The sequence below is a fragment of the Desulfoprunum benzoelyticum genome (assembly GCF_014201505.1).
Lineage (GTDB): Bacteria > Desulfobacterota > Desulfobulbia > Desulfobulbales > Desulfocapsaceae > Desulfoprunum > Desulfoprunum benzoelyticum.
In genome coordinates this window covers 1-19,616 of sequence record NZ_JACHEO010000028.1, presented here as the reverse complement: position 1 = coordinate 19,616, position 19,616 = coordinate 1, and the positions used below count along the sequence as shown (strand labels likewise).

The following is a 19,616-nucleotide window of genomic DNA, read 5'->3' as shown; positions in this document are numbered from 1 at the left end:
GCCAATTACAAGGTTGGAGAGAGCTAGGAATAGAAGACCCTGTGTAAAGGGCATTTAATTGAAGCACCAATTCAAGGACCGGGATCTGTTAGACAAGGTGTTCGGATAAATCCGATGGTACCATTAAGGCAAAAAATGGCTTCATATCTTTCTTGGCTTGATCATGACTCGATAGCGAGAGAACGCACACTTCGCATCCTTTCCCTTTTCCAAGAAAAGGAAAGTCGTGACGAACTTGGGCTCGGCTCCGTTCGGGACAGCTTTGCCGATCAGTTATTCCCGGGCACAAGCACGATCCAGACGCGTCTCCGCTACATGCTTTTCGTGCCTTGGATTTACCATTCCCTGGAAGAGAATCGACTGCTTGCGGAGAGTTTTGCGATCCAGGCTGACAAACTGGAGAGAGACCTGGTTCAGCCCTTGCTGGATTCCGATGATCAGGCTGGCGTATTCGGAAAAACGGCAGGAAAGAAGCTCAAACGATTGCCCAGTTCCGTCTACTGGGCCGGCCTCGGTGTCTGGGGCATACGTCTGACAACATTCTCGCAGGACGAATATCACCGGCGCATCGATGAAACCTACCGTCGCCGGAATGCCCTGAAGGCCCTTGAGAAAGACGCAAAGGCACGAGGAGACGACATCGACGTTGAGCAGCGGAGGGCCTCTCTCAGTTGGCATCCGCGATTGCCCGCGCCTCCGCAAAATTTCCCTGCAATGGTGAACTTCGCTTTATCCCGGGAAGAAGCTGAGTTTATTCGGGATCGAGTCCAGGTCGCTTGCGGGGGCAGCCTTCTCTCCTTCTTGGCGCTGCACTGCGAGCCCGCCGACAGTCAAGCCCCTTGGGAACATCCGGACTACGGCCGTTTTTCCGAAGAACATAAAGAACTCCTGGCCAATGCACGGCTGTTCTCGGAGGTAATGCATGGAGCGGCGCTTTCGTACAATGTTCAACTCGCCAGGCTTCGAAACCATGAAGACCTTGTCGCCGAGCATCAGGCAAGTTTCGATGAATGGACGGCAAACCTTCCCCTGGAGGAGATTCGCACTTGGTCGGTGAGCCGCCTCTGGGAGTTGACCATGGATCATGGCCACACCATCACTCCTCAAACGAGATCCTTCGTTCAGCAGTGGATCGACCATACCCGAACGTCCCCCAGCGGTCTCCTTTCTGACACCGAGGCGCTCACTCTGATCAAAAGAAGGGAAATGAAACTCAAAGGTGAGCGTTCCCGGTTCAGAAACCACAGGGCGCTTGAGCAGTGGGGTGGGTACTCCGGTGTCGGAAGACTAGTCTATCGGTGGCCGAATGTGAAGGTGCTTTTGAACGATCTGTACCAGGGGATGAACCGGGAGGAGAAATGCTGAACCCAAACTCTCGGAGCCTTTATACCTCTGCATTGACTCCTCCGCCGGGAATGATTTTCGACGAAGCCATTGCGACCACCTTTTCGATGGACCCGGCCTTATTGCTTGAGGCCCCTGTATATCTGGCGTTAATGGCGGCGGATGGCCAGACCGATCCTGACCCGTTGTCAGTGCTTGAAGCCATCCGCAGGTACTCGAAACGCATCACCGTCTATGTGCAACGAGGACGGATTGAAGTGCCCCAGATTGCCAAGCCCAACCCCTTGTTTGGGTTTCTCGAGGAAATGGTTATCGAGGTAACGGCCCCTGGCGGAGGCGTTTTTCATCCAAAAATCTGGGCAATCCGTTTTGCCAGCCCTGATCAAAGCAGCGCGATGTATCGTTTGGTGGTCCTGACGAGGAATATGACCACCGACCAGTCCTGGGATCTGTCACTTCAACTCGAAGGCACGATCACAGGCCGAAAATCCAGATCAAACAAACCGCTGGCGCATTTCTTCAAGTTGCTTCCTGATCTGACTACCAGACCAACAGAATCGAGCAGGGTCGAACAAGCTCTTAGATTCGCGGACGAGTTGCACCGAGTTGAGTGGGAACTCCCCGATGGCTTTGACGAGCTGACCTTCTATCTTCCAGGAACGAAAGGGTTTGACTGGGAGCCTCCTATAGCGAAACGGATGGCCGTCATTTCTCCGTTCTGTTCTGACGAAGTTCTGCAAAGGTTGGCTAAGCAATCCAAATCTGCTGATGCACTGATCTCAAGGCCGGAGTCATTATCAGCCCTGAAGAAGGAAACTCTCGATCTGTTCACGCAATCTCTTCATTTGGATGAAGCGGCGGAAACCGAGGATGGCGAGGAAGACGACAGCGCTGCGCAACCGCATGCGACCGGTCTCCATGCGAAGGTTTATCTGTTTGAGACCCGACACTATTCCGACTACACCCATGTGGTGATGGGGTCCGCAAATGCGACCAACGCGGCATTGAAGGCCTCGAAGAATTTCGAGATTCTGGTTGGGTTGGTTGGCAGAAAGAACAAAGTCGGTGGCATCGACGAGCTGCTTGGCGCCGACGGACTGGGAGAATATCTGGTTAATTTCGACATGACCAGTGAAACAGAGAACGATGCAGTCCGGCAGAAGGCCGAGGAATCTGTCGAGAGGGCTCGCTCCCGGATATCTAAAGGAGCTCTGTCCATCGAGTGCAGCCCGGGAGCGAAAGACGGTCTGTGGGCTTTGCTGCTGACTGGAGAAATTCCGTCTCTTGAGGGGATCGTCAGAGCTTCTGCATGGCCGATCACCGTCACGCGGGATTTCGCGGTGAACATCACGAAGAACGATGCTCCTGGCGGGATCAGACTCGGAGAGTTTTCCACCTCTTCCGTGACAGGGCTCACAGCCTTTGAGCTGAGGACCAATCATCCCGATGTTACGGCCAGGTTTGTACTGAATCTTCCCATTTTAGGAATTCCGGAGGAACGTAACGCCGCCATTCTGCAAACCGTCATCAGCAATCAGGATGGATTCCTCCGGTATCTCCTGCTCTTGCTGGGTGATGACAAGGTATCCGGACTTGATCCAGGCAACGGCTCCGGGTTTGCCAAATGGTTGGCACGGTTGGCCGACGGTGAGGATATCCCACTACTGGAAGAGCTGACCCGCACGTACAGCCGACACCCGGAGAGACTGGCGGAAATCTCGGGGCTGGTTCGTGATCTATCCCAAGGAGGCCAACATTCTATTATTCCCGAGGACTTTTTAGATCTCTGGACAGTTTTTGAATCTGCTATCGGGGGGCGTGATGCATAGCAACCGCTTTTCATCAGCGCCCGCTTTGGCCGGTCTGAAAGACTTCCAGAGGAAGACTGTGGAGTACGTCTTCAAGCGGCTCTATGACAATGACCCGACTTACCGTTTTCTGATCGCTGATGAAGTCGGGCTCGGGAAAACGCTTGTCGCCCGGGGAATCATCGCCAAAACCCTGGAGTACCTGCAAGACCGGGTGGACCGGATCGATGTGGTCTATATCTGCTCCAATGCCGCCATTGCGATCCAGAATGTCAATCGGCTCAACGTCAGCGACACGGATGGCTTTTCAATCGCCACGCGCCTGACCTATCTGCCCAGACAAGTGCACTCGTTACGGAAGAACAAGGTGAATTTCATCAGTCTGACGCCTGGAACGGCCTTCGACCATTCCCGTAGTCGAGGGGGGCATGCCGACGAGCGGGCTATCCTCTATCGGATGCTGTACAACCTGCCACTGGCGCAAACTGAACGGAGTGGGCGATTGCGCGTCGGTCTGCTCAACATTCTTCAGGCAACATCAGGGAAGGATAGCTGGCGAGCCAAGGCCAAAAGCCTCCCCGTAAAGGACCTGGATGCGGATATTTCCAATGTTTTTCGCCGAGCGGTGCTTGAAGATGCCGAACTGTACGCGGCCCTGAAGGAGGGGTGCGAACGATTTGCCCGGTACAGGGACTACAGCAGAATCCCCAGGGAGGATTCCGAACTGCGCTACAACCTGATCGGAAAGCTCAGAGGCAAGCTGGCATCTGTCTGCCTTTCCGCGCTTGAGCCCGACCTGGTCATCCTTGATGAATTCCAGCGATTCAAGCACCTGCTGGACGGCGAAGATGAAGCCTCCATGCTGGCGACCGCACTTTTTGCCTACCCCGATGTTCGCGTTCTTCTCCTTTCAGCAACGCCCTACAAGATGTTCACTCTCGACCAGGAGACTGACGAGGACGACCACTATCCAGATTTCATCCGGACACTGCATTTCCTGTTCAATGATCTTGGCAAGGTCTCTGAGGTCAGGAGTCTCTTATCAGAACATCGATCGACGCTTCATGCCTGCTCCAAGGGCTCGGCCTGTCATCCGGGGAAAAAGGCTGAACTTGAACAGGCTCTACTGAAGGTAATGTGCCGAACGGAGCGGGTTGCGACGACTCGTGATCATAACTCGATGCTGACCGAGGTTGAACGGACGGCACCCCTTACGCCAGCTGACCTTCAGCACGCCGCGACAGTTGATGCGGTGGCAATCTGCGTCAAGGCCGGGGAGCCAATCGAATACTGGAAGTCAGCGCCGTATCTGATCAACTTCCTGAAAAATTATGAACTGAGGCATAAGCTGGATGCGCAGTTGAATGCTCCTTCAGATGCTCTTCGCGGGACTCTTTCATCGGCAAATGGACAGTTGTTGACGAAGGACAAACTGGACGGCTATCAGGCTCTCGACCCTGCCAATCCGAGGATGCGCGTACTTTTTGAAGACACGATTGATAAAGGCATGTGGCAGCTTTTGTGGGTGCCGCCGTCCATGTCTTATGTAAAGCCTGGTGGCGCATATCGGGACAAAAATGGCTTGACCAAGGTCCTTGTATTTTCCTCTTGGAGCGCCGTTCCGGACGCTGTTGCATCAATCTGCTCCTACGAAGCCGAACGGATGATGGTCGCCGGAACCTCAGTTTCCCACGGCGAACTCTATGACAAGATTAAGCCATTACTGCGGTTTGCGGTGGCCGCAAACGACAATCGACTGACTGGAATGCCGGTCATTGCCTGGTTGCTACCGTCGCCAACCCTTGCCACCCTGATAGATCCACTTGAGATTGCGCTGGGCCGTGGACGCAGACCATTGGAAGTCCAGGAGCTGAAAGACGAGGTCAAGGCGATTTGTCGCAGTTTGCTCGAAACCCTGCCTGATGTCGGGGAAGGAACGCGGGCCGATGAAAGGTGGTACTGGGCAGCACCCATTATTCTCGATTCCCACAACGGGCTATTGGACTGGTGCAAAAGCCCGTCGGGATGGAGGTCCGCCATACCGGACCATGAATCCGGCACCCGTTTCAAAGATCACCTCGACCTGCTGGTCAGCATGGCAGAGGGTAACATTCCTCTCGGCCCCCAGCCGGATGACCTGGTCGATGTGCTTTGTGATCTCGCTTTGGCTGGTCCTGGCGTGTGTGCCTTGCGAGCACTTCGCCGTATCGGCGCCGGGCTCGATGCATCCGATCCGAACCTGCTGTCAGCCGCAGCCAGAATCGCTTCCGGTTTCCGATCTCTCTACAACATGCCGGAAACGATTGCCATGTTGCGGGGCTCCGGCGAGGACACTTATTGGAGGTTAACGCTTCAATACGGTATCGATGGCAATCTCCAATCGGTGCTTGACGAATATGTACATGTCCTTCGAGAGTCGTTGGGGCTCCAAGAGCACTCACCGGAAAAACAGGTGGCTGGAATTGCCGAGTGCATTCAGTCAGTGTTGTCATTGCGGACCGCTCAGATTCGAATCGATGAAATCAAGAGGTCAGGTGATGGCTTCACGGTGGATGATTTCAATACCCGCTGTCGTTTCGCGCTTCGGTTTGGGGATATTCGAGACGACAATAACCAGGCTCTTGTTCGTGCCGATTCGGTGCGGGACGCGTTCAACTCCCCGTTTCGTCCCTTTGTCCTGGCTTCGACTTCAATAGGACAGGAAGGATTGGATTTTCACACATGGTGCCATGCGGTGGTGCATTGGAACCTGCCCTCTAATCCAGTTGATCTTGAACAGCGCGAAGGTCGGGTTCATCGATATAAAGGTCATGCGGTCAGAAAGAATGTTGTGGAACGATATGGCTTGGCAGCTCTTTCTGATGCACACAAGGGAGGTGACCCATGGCAGACTCTCTTCCAGATTGCGTCCCGAGGCAAATCAAATGGGCAATCCGATCTCATCCCGTATTGGATTTTCGAGGAAGGTTCTGCCCGGATAGAGCGTCGTATCCCGATGCTCCCGTATAGTAAGGAGGTGGGGAAGCTCAAGCGGTTGAAGCAGGGATTAGCTCTCTATCGGATGGTTTTCGGTCAACCTCGCCAAGAAGACCTGCTATCCAGTATTAACCAGAATGGCAATCATGAGTCAGTAGATTTGGTTGATTGGTTGATTTCTCTTGAGCCTCCAACCTTACCATGACAACAAAGCACCGAGGAAGTCAGTCATGATCAGGAAGTCCTAAGCAATAGGGCTTACCAGTGCATTTTCATTGGCAATGGAAATCTCAATCCGGCACTGCACAATATTGTCATTGAATCTTTCAAAATGCCTAACACACAATCTTTCTGTATAAAATCACAGATGGCTATATATACAGTTCTGTAGAATTACTTGTTGGGCATATAGATGGAACCACATTGGACAACTATTGGAATGTTTTGGGCGACTGTGATTGTCAGCCTCGTAACGGTCACGGCTACAGTAATAAATTACCTCCTTTTTCGTAGCCAGACAGACCCTGAGGTAATTGTATACACGAAGCACGATCTTAAACGCTCAACGATGATAACGCTTGTCATCAAAAATATCGGGAAGGCCGTAGCTTACGATATAGAATTTGATTTCTCGGAAAAGATTCCAAAAAACGCATACGGATGGGAGGAAATTAAAAAGGAAGATATTAAATGGATGGATTCTGGACCGCTTATCCGTGGCATTCCCTCGTTGCCTCCAGGCGGAACGCGTGAATTAAATTGGGGGCAGTATGTAGGTCTTAGAAGTGTGATTGGGGATCGTTCAATTTTGGTAACGGCGAAATATGAAGCGAAAAAGCTACTTTCACTAAATCCCGTAATTTGTGAGACTGAATCGAAAATCGATATTGAATCCTATGCTGAAACAGTTGCTCACGACGACAATGAGGCCAAAAGAATTCGTGAAGAATTGAGCAAAATCGACGAGACACTAAAACAACTTGGTAGTCGAAATCAAGCGTTTATGGTCGATTTCATTGAAAAATCAGATGCCCAGTCAAAGCATTAAGACCGACGTAAAAAGTCGCCGCGCATTATGCCCGCCGTTAGGCAAAAAAAAATGAGGAATGTGTTATGGAAGAGGTTGTTTTTTTCGATGACGGCAACGTTAAGGTAACTAATGCTAGATTTATTGCAATGCAAAAAACGTATGCGATTTCTGCGATAAATTCTATTAGAACGAAGGTTTTTGACGAAACTAAATCAAGAGAATTCTATAAGCTTATCGTTTTTGGTCTTGTGCTTTGGGGCATTGCTCAGTTGTTAATGATGAATGAGGATAAAGGCGGCAGTATTTCAATTCTTATTTTAATCTTTGTTTCAATAGTTTTTACTATTTGGTGGGGAGTAAATGAAAAGAAGAAAATTATACACTATATAATTCTTACTACTTCATCAGGTGAAGTGGAAGCATTGCGTAGCGATGTTCCTGGCTATGTTGAACAAATTGAAGAAGCACTGTCAAAAGCTATTGTTTATCGAAGTTAGTTGACTAACAAGTTTGTTGCAGCGGATATTCCGGGGGACATAACACTTGTTTCCCGCAGGTTGAATTGTGATTAAATAGATTTACTGTTTCTTTGAATTCCCTAGGAATTCTAAATGATAGAACTCTCACTAGAGGTGGGGTCATTACTGGAAGCAGGTCACTCTCTGAAATCTGACAAATGAAATGAAAGGAAATTATTATGTCAGTGAATGCAACAGTTATTACGTGCTCAAAATGTTCATTTTTGAGTTCTGATGGTGTTACCTATGGTAGGTTTAAATATAAAACAAATGACGGTTTAATAAATTTAGTACCAGAACTCGCTTGGTGTAATGTTTGCCAGACATTGGTTCCAGGTGAAGTTATTCCGAACTATTGTGAAGTTAATAAGCTTAAAGAAAGACTTTTGCAGCGTAATCAGGACATCGAAAAAGAAAAGAGCAGGCTCAAAGAAAAACAGTCAATCATTGAAAAATTATTATTAAAACCTGACAGTGTCATGTTGCAAGACTTGTCAATAACAAAAGATATTCTGCAAGATTCAATAAATGAAATGGAAAATTTAAAACAATATGTGGATACAAATCGAAAACCTCGTTGCCTTGAATGTGGTTCTCATGAGATTCTATACCTGCCTTCCTTATCGTACGAGGAGGTCCCTATCCCCATAGGAATGAAACATCCTGGTTGTGGTGGAGAGTTCCTTGCTGCGGTTTCTCCTATCAGATTTTTTATAAAATATAAGGAACGTGTATATACGACTGACGGCATTGAGTGTGAAGTTGTCATCACGAATAATTGTCCTGACGATACAGTTGTATAATGGTTAAAATAATCCGGAGACACGACACTGATTCCAACCTTTAAAATGCACCGGATAAACCGGTGATTTTTAAGTTAACTTGCCGCTTCCAATCTCAAGAAATTCACAATCTTATTAAACGCAATATTTCCGATTAGGGCGTATGTCCGGAAGGGGTAACCTGCTCGTGCTATACTGTAGTTGACAGACCGCAGTGAGCAAGAGCTGACCAATAAAGGAGGTACCCATGATCCAGACATACGCCCATCAAAAATTGTTACATGAAACCCGGCTAGACCTCAAGACTCTTGAGACAATGTTCACAAATCTTATCACCTTTGGAACCAACTGCTCACCTTTCGAATCCGAAGTGATCGTTGAAAAAGCCAAAGAAGTCTTTGCCATTGGCGATCACGCCGAGGGCAATATTCTGCAGCCCGGCCAGATGATCTGGACAGCGCTGGATATGAATGAGCCACCCGGCAAGCCATTGCATGCCTGTAAGTTGCGAAGAATCATTCTGGCCCACATCAAGCCCAAGGAAGACGCAGAAGTCCGCAGGCAATACAATCGTTCAGCCAAGCGCCAGCAGCAGATAAACCGGATGGCGGTTGAAGCACAGGAACAGCAGGCCCTTCTCTCTCAAGAGGACCTGGCAGAGATCCTGGACACCGACGTCCGGACCATTCGCCGTGACATACAAGATCTCCGGAAACAGGGCATTTCAGTTCCTACCCGAGGACAGCAGAAAGACATAGGCCCCGGTGTGACGCACAGAGTGCAGGCAATCACGCTCTTCCTGGAAGAAAAAGAACCTGTTGAAATTGCCCGTATCATCAAACATTCTCTGACGGCGGTTGAACGCTACATCGACACCTTCTGTCGGGTTGTCTATTGCCAGCGCAGGTTCCGCAACAACCTGAAAACAGCGCTCGTCGTCGGCGTTTCCGTCCATACTGTCAACACCTATCTCGGTCTGCATACGGATGCCTGCGAAGATCCGACATATCGAGAACGAATCGCCGAAATCGAGGCGCGGGGCCGGGTCTACTACAAACATGTTGATTTTAAAAAAAAGCATGGGCCGAACTCAGGGAGGAAAATATGAAATCCTCCACATCCAGCCTTGAGGCACAGTTTGGTCCGTTGCAGAAAAAGACCTTCGCCTCTGCTCTTTCGCTTTTCTTTGAGCAGCAATGTCCCCAGATGGGCGGCCATCTCACCCGGCAGGTACTGGTCAACAATATCCAGAAACTAGTTGATCAATTCTACCCGGTAAACAGCCACTTGCGTATGGGGCAGATCATGTGGCCGGCGGTTGATGAAAAAGAACAGGCCGCATACGGGAAATCCATGCAAAAGACAAAAATCAAGCCGGTGTTTGTTGATATGATTGCGCCGGAGGATATCGAAGCCGCATTCAAAGGCGAAAAGAGAATGCGGATCCGGCAGCAGGCAACGGTCAGACTTTTTCATCAGGCCAAAGAACAGGGCGGAGTCCTTACCGGGGTTGATGTCGCGACCATGATGCGCTTGAGTCCGGCAACCATTTCCAACTATGTACGGAAATGGGAAAAAGAACATCAGGCTCTTGTTCCTCGACGTGGTACCATCCATGACATGGGAAGATCCGTCTCTCATAAGAGGCAGATCTGCTATAAAATGATTGTCGAGGGCAAATCAGTAGAAGAAACCGCCAGGGAAACCAATCACTCACCGGAGGCAATCACCCGTTATGTAAAAGATTATAAACGCATTCTTGCTTGCCTGCATAAGGGCCTGACGCCTCAGGATACGGCCTTTGTTGCCAAGGTCAGCGAGGACCTTGTGTTTGAATATGTAAATCTGATACAGGAAAATCAGATTGCTATCAATGACCGGATGGATAAAGATGGGATCATCTTCCATGACATCCCATTCTAACCTGTCAGGGCAAAGAACCCTTCAGGGCATACGCCCTTATTTCTACTGTTCAGGTAGGGCATATACTCAGGAATAAGGTCAAGTCGCAGACGCACCAAACTTATTAAGATTGCCATTGAAATGGTTTTTATAAAGGAGTAGGGAGAGGTCTCCAATAGGTATTTTTGGGGGGAGAAAGTGGTGATTAAGTGATTTTTCAAGACCATTTTGCCTGTACAGTACTTCAATGAGTAATTTTGGTACTTTTTGATTGACAGGCAAACTAGCCAAGGATACAGAATAGCGATAGATCCGACGAAGATCCATCAAAAATTTATTTCCTGATGCCATAACATTGAAAGACATGCTGGTTATTCCAGAAAAGGTATTAGCCCGGTTCAATGAAGTCTTACAACAGCGAGCAGTTCAGGAATCCTTTCATTTCTATTACCGAAGGTGGCTACGATATTTCCTCGATTTTTGTGAAAAGTATCCGCCTCCGGAAACCAAATCGGAGCAGGTTCGCCTGTTCATTGAGAAGCTGAAGTCAAAAAGACAGACCCCGCAACAATGTTCCCAGGCTGCCCACGCGGTTTCTCTCTTTTATGAATCGCAGAAACCGGCAGTTTGTCCTCCTTCAGTACCCTCGGAAGAAAAAAGTCTTCCGGCCACTTGCCTGCCAAATCCGCCACCCAAAGCGCAAGTTGCCAAGAGTGCAGCCACTGTTGGTATCAGGCTCCCGGATATACCCGCAATAACCGTGGTGGAACCTTCCCCTTCCATGAATCCGCACGGCGGAAAGCGCTATAACGAATGGCGCTGTCTTGAGAAATCAAAATCACAAGCCTGGGATCAAGCCATCGAAATACTCGCTGCAGAAATCAAGGTCAGGCACTATTCACGAAAGACGCTGAAAACATATGCGGATTGGGGCCGCAAATTTCAACATTATTTGGCCGATAAACCGCTGGAAGAGCTTACTTCACTTGACGTAAAGGAATATCTCACCCATTTGGCGGTTAAACAACGCGTGGCCTCGTCAACGCAGAACCAGGCTTTTAATGCACTGCTGTTTCTTTTCCGGCATGTAATCAAGAAAGACTTTGGCGATCAACGCGATGTCCCCCGCGCGAAAAAATCAAAATATATCCCTGTAGTTCTTTCCCGCCCAGAAGTTGACGCAATTATTAGGCAAACTGCATACCCCTTCGATATCGTTATCAGTCTTCTTTATGGCTGTGGTCTACGTCTTTTCGAGTGTCTCACACTTCGAGTGCAAAACTTCAATTTTGAAGATGGCATTTTGACTGTGCATGGCAAAGGCGACAAAGACCGAACCGTACCTCTCCCTCAGCTGCTCATCCCGAAATTGAAATACCAATTGGCGGTGGTGAGCGAACTCCATGAAAAAGATTTGGCGGCAGGCTATGCCGGAGTATTTCTTGTCGATTCACTCGAAAAGAAGTATCCGTCCGCTGCAAAAGATTTCATCTGGCAATGGTTTCTGCCACAAAAAGAACTGACCCTGATACCTGGCACAAAAGAGTGTAGACGATATCACCTGCATGAATCGCAAGTTCAGCACGCGCTGAAAAGAGCCGCACGAATGGCAAAACTCACTAAACGCTTTAAATCTCATACTTTCCGGCACAGTTTTGCTACACATCTTTTACAAGCTAACTACGACATACGGACAATTCAAACAATGCTGGGGCACACCGATGTGAGAACGATGATGATTTATACCCACTATATACCGAGTAAGACGGCGAAAGAGGCAAAAAGTCCATTGGATTTTTAAGCATTATTTAACCGTGAATAATATTAGATTTGGCATGGTTTTTGCTTTTATCGCTAACAGCACTATTGGGTGTATTAGTTGGGCAATTCCGTCCAGCTAATAACTTGTTAGAATACAAAATGAGCATTCCTGAGCACCTATCCAATTCATACAAAAGAACTATTCAAATAATAGATGGTTTTATAAAATGGCTTTCCTTTTGTGTTATAGTTACAGGGAAAAACTCAAAATTTAAGGATAATCATTTATTATACCTCCTTTCTGATGACTATTTGGAGTCAATCTCTATTGTGCCTCACTTAATAGAGCAAGGAATTCATAGACCTGTAATACGTGAATCTCGGTTTATTTTGGAAATGTCTATAAAAATGGCCTTAATCCAACAAGCTGAATATAAACTACCGATTGATAAAAAAATAAATGATTTCAAAAATGAACTTAAATCTCCAAATATATCAATAATGCGAAAAGTTGATCTTTTCCTCCTTAGTGAAGGTCTTAAAGATTATTTTTTTGAAGAAACAGGTAGGACCTTTGGGTATTCTTCCAAATATGTTCATTTATCTCCAGACCAAATATCCAAAAGAGCCTCTCTCATACAAGCTGGTCGATCTATTGCCAATGAGTCGGAGTTTGATTTAAACGAAATTAACGATTTCCTTGAGAGAATCCTTTCTTGTTCTATTGTTTTTATGATGCATTCTGTTCCAAGTTATATTGCAGGTGATTGGTTGGTTGAACGAGATGGTTCAACTATTGATTGGTATTTTGTTGGTTCGCGCTTTATCGCCGATATTGATAAATATTTCGATTATAAATGTGAACGACAAGAGAAAATCAATGGGATAATAGATAAAAGAACAAAAATGATAAAGTTCTAACCACCGGCTTCACACGGACCCGGCAAACAGCGCCGGTCCGGTGAGCCGGACGTTAACCCAATGGGGATCAATATGGTGGACGATATTTTGTCGGAAATTAAGCAATGCGAGATCGACGAGAGAAAAATCGTGGAGTTCGACTCCGAATACGATTTTATGCAACTGTCGGTAGACCTGACAATTGAAGTTGGGCAGTACGTCTGCTTAGCAGCCTCTATTCTCCCTGGCGATCGAAAAGCATGGTCACGCGACGAGGCAATATTGGGTGGGCACCTTATACGGTTATTCAAACTCATAAGTGCATTCCTCGATCAGACTTGTCAGCGGCGCCGAGAGATGACAGTTGTTGTCGGGCGGATGGCATTTGAGTGCATAATAAACCTGAAGTACTTGTTAAAAAATGCTTCGCCCAATTTATTCACATCATATATCCACTACTCCTTAAAGCATGAAAAGCGGCTGAGGGCTGAAATTCTCGCAAACATTGCAAAGAGAGGTGGAGAAATTTTAAACATAGAGCAGAGAATGCTCAGATCAATTGATAAAGCATTCAAAACCTCAGAAGTTGCTCCAGATGCGGTTGAGCCCAAAAACTTGAAGAATTGGGGAGGGAAAAACCTGTTTGAAAAGGCTAAGGATGTTGGTCTTGAAGAGGCTTATCTAGCTGCAATAGGTGGCCCGTCTCACAGTGTCCATGGGAACTGGCAAGAACTTCTTGAATACAATATTGAACTAACTGATGGCGGATTTGTTCCTGATCTAGACTGGCACACACCACGTCCGCAACTGGGTAGTGCAATTTGCTACCAAGCACTAATTGTTACAATAGAATATCTAGAGTATCTGAGATATCTCTCCCCTTCTAAAATTGAAGAAATAATCAAAAAGCTGGAACAGCTGTTGGCGCGAGTTATATTACTTGATCAATTACACGAAAAATTTCTCACTGATAAACATAAAATGGCTAACACCGGCGTAGACTCTGACGCGGCAGAGACCGCCGCGCAGGTCACGACGTGACCGTTAGGTTCATCATAAAATCACTTTCATCGATTTTGAGACAAAATTTTAGAATGATAAAAAAGTTCGAAACGCGAAATTTTAAAAACATAGAATTTAGTTAGTTGGAAGGTCACTCGAACATGGCTACGTTATCCTTTAACAACCTTGTCGGCACTGCGGGTGAATATTATGTCTGTGCTGAGCTTTGTCGCCGTGGCTTTTTGGCATTGCTTACACCGAAGAACAATCCGATCTTCGATGTCCTTGTGACATCCGCGGATGGGACAAAAACCATCTCCATTCAGGTGAAGACGAGATCTATAAAAAACAAGCAAGGTTGGAAACTTGGTCCTGACATGGCATTAAAAAAACAGGGCTTATTCGTAGTGTTAGTCAACATGCACGAAAATGGCCTACCAGATTTCTACGTTTATCAGCATGGCGTTCTCGCAGCACGTGTCAATGAGGTGTATAGAGCGTACATGGCAAAGCCTAAAAAAGACGGCACAACCAAAAAAGAAGTAGGTTTTCGCTGGTTTGACGAAATATCGTTTAAAGAAGATGACAGATCGCGCAAAAACAATTGGAAAGCTATTGAAGAGGCACTACGAACAACCTAACCAGTAAATAAACCTGACTGGAAATAGCCGCGTTCTTAAAAGGTGGGCAATACGTCGGCCGGCAGGTTATTTCACCGTTGAGTCACGATATCTCCTGTCAGCTTGTTGGATTAAGAGAGAAAAGATGAAAATTGAACACTATACATATTGCAAGACATGCAGCGAGAAAATTTTGAATGAATGGAAGGGATGGCCTCAAAAAGACAAGGTTCCTGAACTCCCACGAATCATTTCCGGTGAATGTGAGGTATGCAAGGAAACTAATGAGCTGTCGCCAAAGCACATCTCTTGGTTAAATTATCACAGTGAATTCAGCACGGGCCTTCCTGACTATTGGCTACTTCGAACAGATCAGCCAAAGAACAAATGGGGGCTACCGTATTATTGCGAAAGTGAGTGCCCACGCTGCAAAGGAAGATCAATAGTAAGCCAGATGCATTACCCTAATGGGTCGGAAGAAATATGTCAGAATTGTGCGCAATGTGGTGTGATTAAAAACAATACGCGGCCAATATCATAGTATCATAGTAAACGCGACCGGGCTATAAAGCGCCGCCCGGCCGGTTATCATGGCGTTAGGTGTAGAGGAATATCGACCAATGGACTATGAATCAGCAATCCAGACGTTAGATGAAAATGGTTTCACTTGGGGAATTCTCAGGGAGTTATTTCCATTTGGAGACATAAACCTTCGAGAGGGCAATTACCAAAAACTGGTGATGAAGGTATTAGGGCTTCTTGAAACGCCCGAAGAAAAAGAACTCCTATTGGACTTACTCGATACGCAAAATTGCGTCTTTCTCGAGCAAGTCTGGATACAAAATGAAAAAAGTGGAGAGCAGGAAAAGCCTTTTCCAGTTCATGGCCACTTCATAACTGCTCAGTTCCAAATCAATAGCAATATCCGTTGGGAATTGAGGCTGAAACATAGGGATCCCAGAGGAGTAATGCTGAAGCTGCCGGAAACTGAATTGCTTTTAGATCGAATGCTCCAGGCAGAGGAGTGATTGGATTGGGATTCCGGGGTCAGGACCCTTAATCCCAACTATAAAATGCACCGGATGAAACCGGTGATTTTCATGTTAGTGCGCCAAGCGCAGCTTGGTGCTTCTTATAGGGTGCCCTGCTTAAGTTCCTGGGCAGGAAGTCCCCATCGGGTAAAGTCTAACCAACAGCCCGTACCGAGTGTTGCGCGGTCGGCGGAATCGGTTGCAAGACCGGTGAACAAGGATCGTGAAGCGTACACAGGGAACACTGCAGGCCGCAGGGGAGACGTACCTCCCCTAAGCAATTCAGCCTCGTCAGAGTAATCGATGCAGTCGGCGACGGTTTTAACGTATCGGAAGCCAGTACAGAGGAATCGAATGGTGAGATTCCCGAGGGACTGTCGGGGTCCAAGAGCGTGGCATGTAGTGAGAGAAGCATCAGGAACTTGGGAGACCCTTCCACCTCCTCCGATCTACCGATTGGCGGTAGGGCAGTTCAATCACAAAAAGGCTGTCCGACGGGTCAACAAAGCGAAGGGAGTCAGATCATCTCATAGTACTCTGAGACGGTAACGCCGATCACACGGGGAAGGGGATGACGGTATTGTGCAGCCCGCAAAGGAAACATATGCAGATTCGACAGGCTGACCAACATATGCCAACCTTACTGCGGGGAATAGCAAAGAAGGCAAAGGAAGATCCAAAACATCGATTCGGGAATCTTTACAGTCTCTTAAATGAAGCAAACTTACGCTGTTGCATTTCCCAGCTCAATCGGAAAGCAGCGCCGGGCGTAGATGGCGTCGATTGGCAAGTGTTCGAAGAAAACCTGGAGGAGAATGTCGGCGTTATAGCCAGGGATTTGAAGGAAAAACGCTATAAGGCAAAACTGGTGCGTCGCAGCTATATACCAAAGTCTGGCGGGAAGCCACGCCCGCTTGGCATACCGGTACTGGGCGACAAACTGGTGCAAACGGCAGTAGTTTCCATCCTGTCAGCCATTTACGAGCAGGATTTTCTTTCCTGCAGTCATGGTTACAGGCGCGGAAAAGGACCCCAGCGGGCCGCATTGGAGTTGAGTCAACGGCTTCACCGCGGTAAGTTTCGCTGGATCTTTGACGCAGATATCAAAGGGTTTTTCGACAATATCGATCACGATTGGCTGATGAAAATGCTGGAACAAAGGATAGACGACCAGTCGTTTCTCGGACTCATTCGGAAATGGCTGAAAGCCGGAATCCTGGAGAAAGACATTGGGGTAATCCTGCCTGTCAGCGGTACGCCTCAAGGCGGAGTCGTTTCTGCGGTTTTGGCTAATATCTATCTGCACTATGTGCTGGACTTGTGGTTCGAAAAGGTTGTCAAACCACGGTGCGATGGAGATGCATTTCTGATGCGGTTTGCCGATGATTATGTGTGCTGCTTCCAATACCATCGCGACCTTCAGAAGCTGGTACGGGTTATGGGCAAACGACTGGGTAAGTTCAAGCTGGAATTGTCGCAAGAAAAGACCCGTGTTATCGAATTCACCCGGTTTGAGACCGAGAATAGCAAGACCTTTATCTTTCTTGGTTTTGAATTTCGATGGGGTCTGAGCAGGAAGGGCAAGCCTCTGATGAAAATGCGAACAGCGAAGACGAAGTTACACCTGGCTTTGGCGGCGATTACGAAGTGGATAAAACTCGAACGACTGGTATCCGATACAGTCGACATAATGGAAAAACTCCGAGCAAAACTTCTGGGGCATTTCAACTATTATGGGGTTTCAGGCAATATGGATATGCTGAGTTCCTTTTATAATCTCGCTCGCCGGATCGTCTTCAAATGGCTTAACCGTCGTAGCCAGCGTAAGAGCTACAACTGGCGCGGATTCGCCGAATTGCTTGAGCAATTCAAGATACCGCGTCCCCGGATTATTGGATATTGGAGCTGAACTGCTTTTGTACGAAGCGAACAATACTGAGGAGCCTTGTGCGAGAAAACCGCACGCAGGGATCTGCGAGGGGGCGGTCGGGAAACTGGCCGTCCTACCTCGATGCTGACACATGTAATCACAGGGATAAGTTTATAAAATGTCATCGAAATCAGAAAAGTCAAAGCATGACTTAATCCAAGCAGAGATATTTGCGGCCTGCAATGATTTAGGGTTTCACGCCACTCAAGAACACAAGGGTAAAGGCTGGCGAACAGATGTTTTTGCAGTCAAAGATTCAAAAAAATTTGCATTTGAAATTCAGATAAGCCCTCAATCACTGAAAAAAACTTTAGAAAGACAAGATAAATATCTTCGTGATGGAGTAGTTGGTTGTTGGTTGTTTGAGAAATCGCCGTCTAAACTTTCTGATGAACGACCAGACCTTCCGCTTTTTCACGTAACAGAGCAAATCAACCCGTTTTCTGTGTCACTAAGTGGACGAAAAGAACTTTGCATCCATGATTTTCTGGAACAATTTATTAGTGGAAATATTAAGTTTTGCAATGTCGTACGTACAACTCCTGAACAGAAAGTAAAGTTAGTCTTTTACGAGATGGAATGCTGGAAATGTAAAGCAATGAACCATCTTTATTATATTGAAACGAACTTCCGTTCTGCGTGCAATGCCGTAATTCATTCATACGAAACCCTTTGGTGTTCAGATAAAAATGTACATCGTCCAGAAATAATTGCATTAGCAAGAGAATTTGTTGAAACCGAACAAGGAAAAAATTTAAAGTTAGGGGAAATTAAACGTCGCTTTAGCAAAACTGTACAAGACTCGTACTTGTCATTTGGCTGTTATAAATGTGATAGCATATTTGGTGATTGGTATGTAATGGAAGCAGAATTGGAAGCGGGTTATGGTTATGGACAAGTTGCAACCATAGAACGAAGCGTAAAACTTGATGAAAATATTGAACTCTCTATTCCGCATTGGTGTTACCCAGGCGAGTCACCATTCTGTGACGCTTCCTAAAGTCAAAAGGGAATTAGAAATATAGGGACACAAGAAATATTGGGACACAATACTTAATTCCAAGCAGAAGAATCGCGACGCGCGAGAAATCCAGGAATATGATCTTTAATTCCAACAATAACATGCTGCGGGCAAGCCGCAGATGTTCCCTGTTGGACAGCAAGAAAGAGAGCGGACATGAACTATGGTGAAGAACTGGCGTACTGGTATCTTCGATTGAATGGTTTTTTCCCCATCACCAATTTCGTACTTCATCGAAATGCGGAGATGCCTTACAACTCGGATGTAGACGTGCTCGCGATTCGCCCACCTCATGTGTTCGAGGCGGTTGGTGGCAATGAATCGGACTGGGATCCTTATCTTCGAGACAACCTAGACTTCCGTGAAATTATCGGTCTAGTTTGTGAAGTAAAAACGGGCGCATACGAAGAAGAGCGCCTTTTCCAAAATCAGCAAACCCGCTATGCGTTAGGTCGTCTAGGTCTCTTTACGACAGCTCAAACAGAACAATTTCTGCCCCAACTTGCTGCGGCAAAGTCAGCCTCATTCGGAGGAAACATCAGCATCGCGAAACTCTTCGTTTCTCAAGAACAGTGTCGAAGTGATCGCTACCTAAACCGGACAATTGAACAACTAGAAACCTTTCTTGAGGAACGAGTGCAGCAGTACCCCGCAGAGAAGTTTGGCGCACGGATGTTCTTCTCGTCACCTTTGTTTCAAGGGCTCATTGACCGTGTACATCGCTCCATCAGGCAGCGCAATGTCGCCTAACTGGTCGTTGGACGATAAACCATGCAATAAGGGGATATCAGGTTTGAATTGTAAAGTAACAAAAGTTGTATCGTGTAATTTGCACAGAGAGAGACACGTTTCCGAAGATACTGCTTTATATAAGTATCTTTCAATTGAAGGTTTTCTTTTTCTGATTACCATCGAACTTCAGCCAGCTTGAGCAGGCGCTGCGGGACCGGCTGAGTTTGTAAGGCTATATAGGTTAACCGATCAACCATTG

Annotated in this window: 17 protein-coding genes; 16 read left to right on the top strand and 1 reads right to left on the bottom strand. The window is 47.2% G+C overall.

Annotated features, from left to right (window positions below; all coding sequences use genetic code 11):
- The first annotated feature begins 135 nt into the window (after window positions 1–135).
- The 8 genes from HNQ81_RS16020 (at window position 136) to HNQ81_RS15985 (ending at window position 10,381) form a co-directional block, all read left to right on the top strand.
- Complete coding sequence (locus tag HNQ81_RS16020) at window positions 136–1,365, top strand: DUF6361 family protein (protein WP_183352332.1); 1,230 nt, start codon at window positions 136–138, stop codon at window positions 1,363–1,365.
- Entirely contained in the window at window positions 1,359–3,173 is a 1,815-nt protein-coding gene (locus HNQ81_RS16015) for a phospholipase D family protein (protein ID WP_183352318.1), read from the top strand. The genes HNQ81_RS16020 and HNQ81_RS16015 overlap by 7 nt, the downstream gene beginning before the upstream one ends.
- A complete protein-coding gene (locus tag HNQ81_RS16010) occupies window positions 3,166–6,333 on the top strand; it encodes a DEAD/DEAH box helicase (RefSeq protein ID WP_183352317.1) in 3,168 nt (1,055 codons plus the stop codon). The genes HNQ81_RS16015 and HNQ81_RS16010 overlap by 8 nt, the downstream gene beginning before the upstream one ends.
- Window positions 6,334–6,540: 207 nt before the next feature.
- The gene (locus tag HNQ81_RS16005; protein ID WP_183352316.1) at window positions 6,541–7,176 is read left to right on the top strand and encodes a DUF8453 domain-containing protein; all 636 of its coding nucleotides are present in this window, start codon (window positions 6,541–6,543) and stop codon (window positions 7,174–7,176) included.
- A gap of 65 nt (window positions 7,177–7,241) precedes the next feature.
- Window positions 7,242–7,655, top strand: a complete 414-nt coding sequence (locus HNQ81_RS16000; protein WP_183352315.1) for a DUF6232 family protein — start codon at window positions 7,242–7,244, stop codon at window positions 7,653–7,655.
- Window positions 7,656–7,855: 200 nt separating this feature from the next.
- Window positions 7,856–8,479, top strand: a complete 624-nt coding sequence (locus HNQ81_RS15995) for a hypothetical protein (RefSeq protein WP_183352314.1) — start codon at window positions 7,856–7,858, stop codon at window positions 8,477–8,479.
- Window positions 8,480–8,705: 226 nt separating this feature from the next.
- Entirely contained in the window at window positions 8,706–9,566 is an 861-nt protein-coding gene (locus tag HNQ81_RS15990; RefSeq protein WP_183352313.1) for a DUF1670 domain-containing protein, read from the top strand.
- Window positions 9,563–10,381: a DUF1670 domain-containing protein gene (locus HNQ81_RS15985; RefSeq protein WP_183352312.1), complete on the top strand. Its 819-nt coding sequence runs from the start codon at window positions 9,563–9,565 to the stop codon at window positions 10,379–10,381. The genes HNQ81_RS15990 and HNQ81_RS15985 overlap by 4 nt, the downstream gene beginning before the upstream one ends.
- Before the next feature lie 78 nt (window positions 10,382–10,459).
- Here the strand turns inward: HNQ81_RS15985 and HNQ81_RS15980 are convergent, their stop codons facing one another.
- Entirely contained in the window at window positions 10,460–10,726 is a 267-nt protein-coding gene (locus HNQ81_RS15980; protein ID WP_183352311.1) for a hypothetical protein, read from the bottom strand.
- Here HNQ81_RS15980 and HNQ81_RS15975 point away from each other — a divergent pair.
- The 8 genes from HNQ81_RS15975 to HNQ81_RS15940 all read left to right on the top strand — a co-directional run bounded on the left by HNQ81_RS15975 (window position 10,725) and on the right by HNQ81_RS15940 (window position 19,375).
- Window positions 10,725–12,161, top strand: a complete 1,437-nt coding sequence (locus HNQ81_RS15975; RefSeq protein WP_183352331.1) for an integron integrase — start codon at window positions 10,725–10,727, stop codon at window positions 12,159–12,161. The two genes, HNQ81_RS15980 and HNQ81_RS15975, sit on opposite strands and share 2 nt — an antisense overlap.
- A 119-nt stretch (window positions 12,162–12,280) precedes the next feature.
- Entirely contained in the window at window positions 12,281–13,042 is a 762-nt protein-coding gene (locus tag HNQ81_RS15970; RefSeq protein ID WP_183352310.1) for a hypothetical protein, read from the top strand.
- A 60-nt stretch (window positions 13,043–13,102) separates the two neighbouring features.
- Window positions 13,103–14,062 (top strand): DUF5677 domain-containing protein, encoded by a 960-nt coding sequence (locus HNQ81_RS15965; RefSeq protein ID WP_221270892.1) that lies wholly within the window; start codon window positions 13,103–13,105, stop codon window positions 14,060–14,062.
- Window positions 14,063–14,184: 122 nt separating this feature from the next.
- Complete coding sequence (locus tag HNQ81_RS15960; protein ID WP_183352308.1) at window positions 14,185–14,664, top strand: aspartate-ammonia lyase; 480 nt, start codon at window positions 14,185–14,187, stop codon at window positions 14,662–14,664.
- A gap of 599 nt (window positions 14,665–15,263) precedes the next feature.
- Window positions 15,264–15,671: a hypothetical protein gene (locus HNQ81_RS15955; protein ID WP_183352307.1), complete on the top strand. Its 408-nt coding sequence runs from the start codon at window positions 15,264–15,266 to the stop codon at window positions 15,669–15,671.
- 607 nt (window positions 15,672–16,278) lie between these two features.
- Window positions 16,279–17,583, top strand: a complete 1,305-nt coding sequence (gene ltrA, locus HNQ81_RS15950) for a group II intron reverse transcriptase/maturase (RefSeq protein WP_205240310.1) — start codon at window positions 16,279–16,281, stop codon at window positions 17,581–17,583.
- A 139-nt stretch (window positions 17,584–17,722) separates the two neighbouring features.
- Window positions 17,723–18,604, top strand: a complete 882-nt coding sequence (locus tag HNQ81_RS15945; RefSeq protein ID WP_183352306.1) for a competence protein CoiA family protein — start codon at window positions 17,723–17,725, stop codon at window positions 18,602–18,604.
- A gap of 177 nt (window positions 18,605–18,781) precedes the next feature.
- Window positions 18,782–19,375 (top strand): hypothetical protein, encoded by a 594-nt coding sequence (locus HNQ81_RS15940; protein WP_183352305.1) that lies wholly within the window; start codon window positions 18,782–18,784, stop codon window positions 19,373–19,375.
- Window positions 19,376–19,616: the final 241 nt, after the last annotated feature.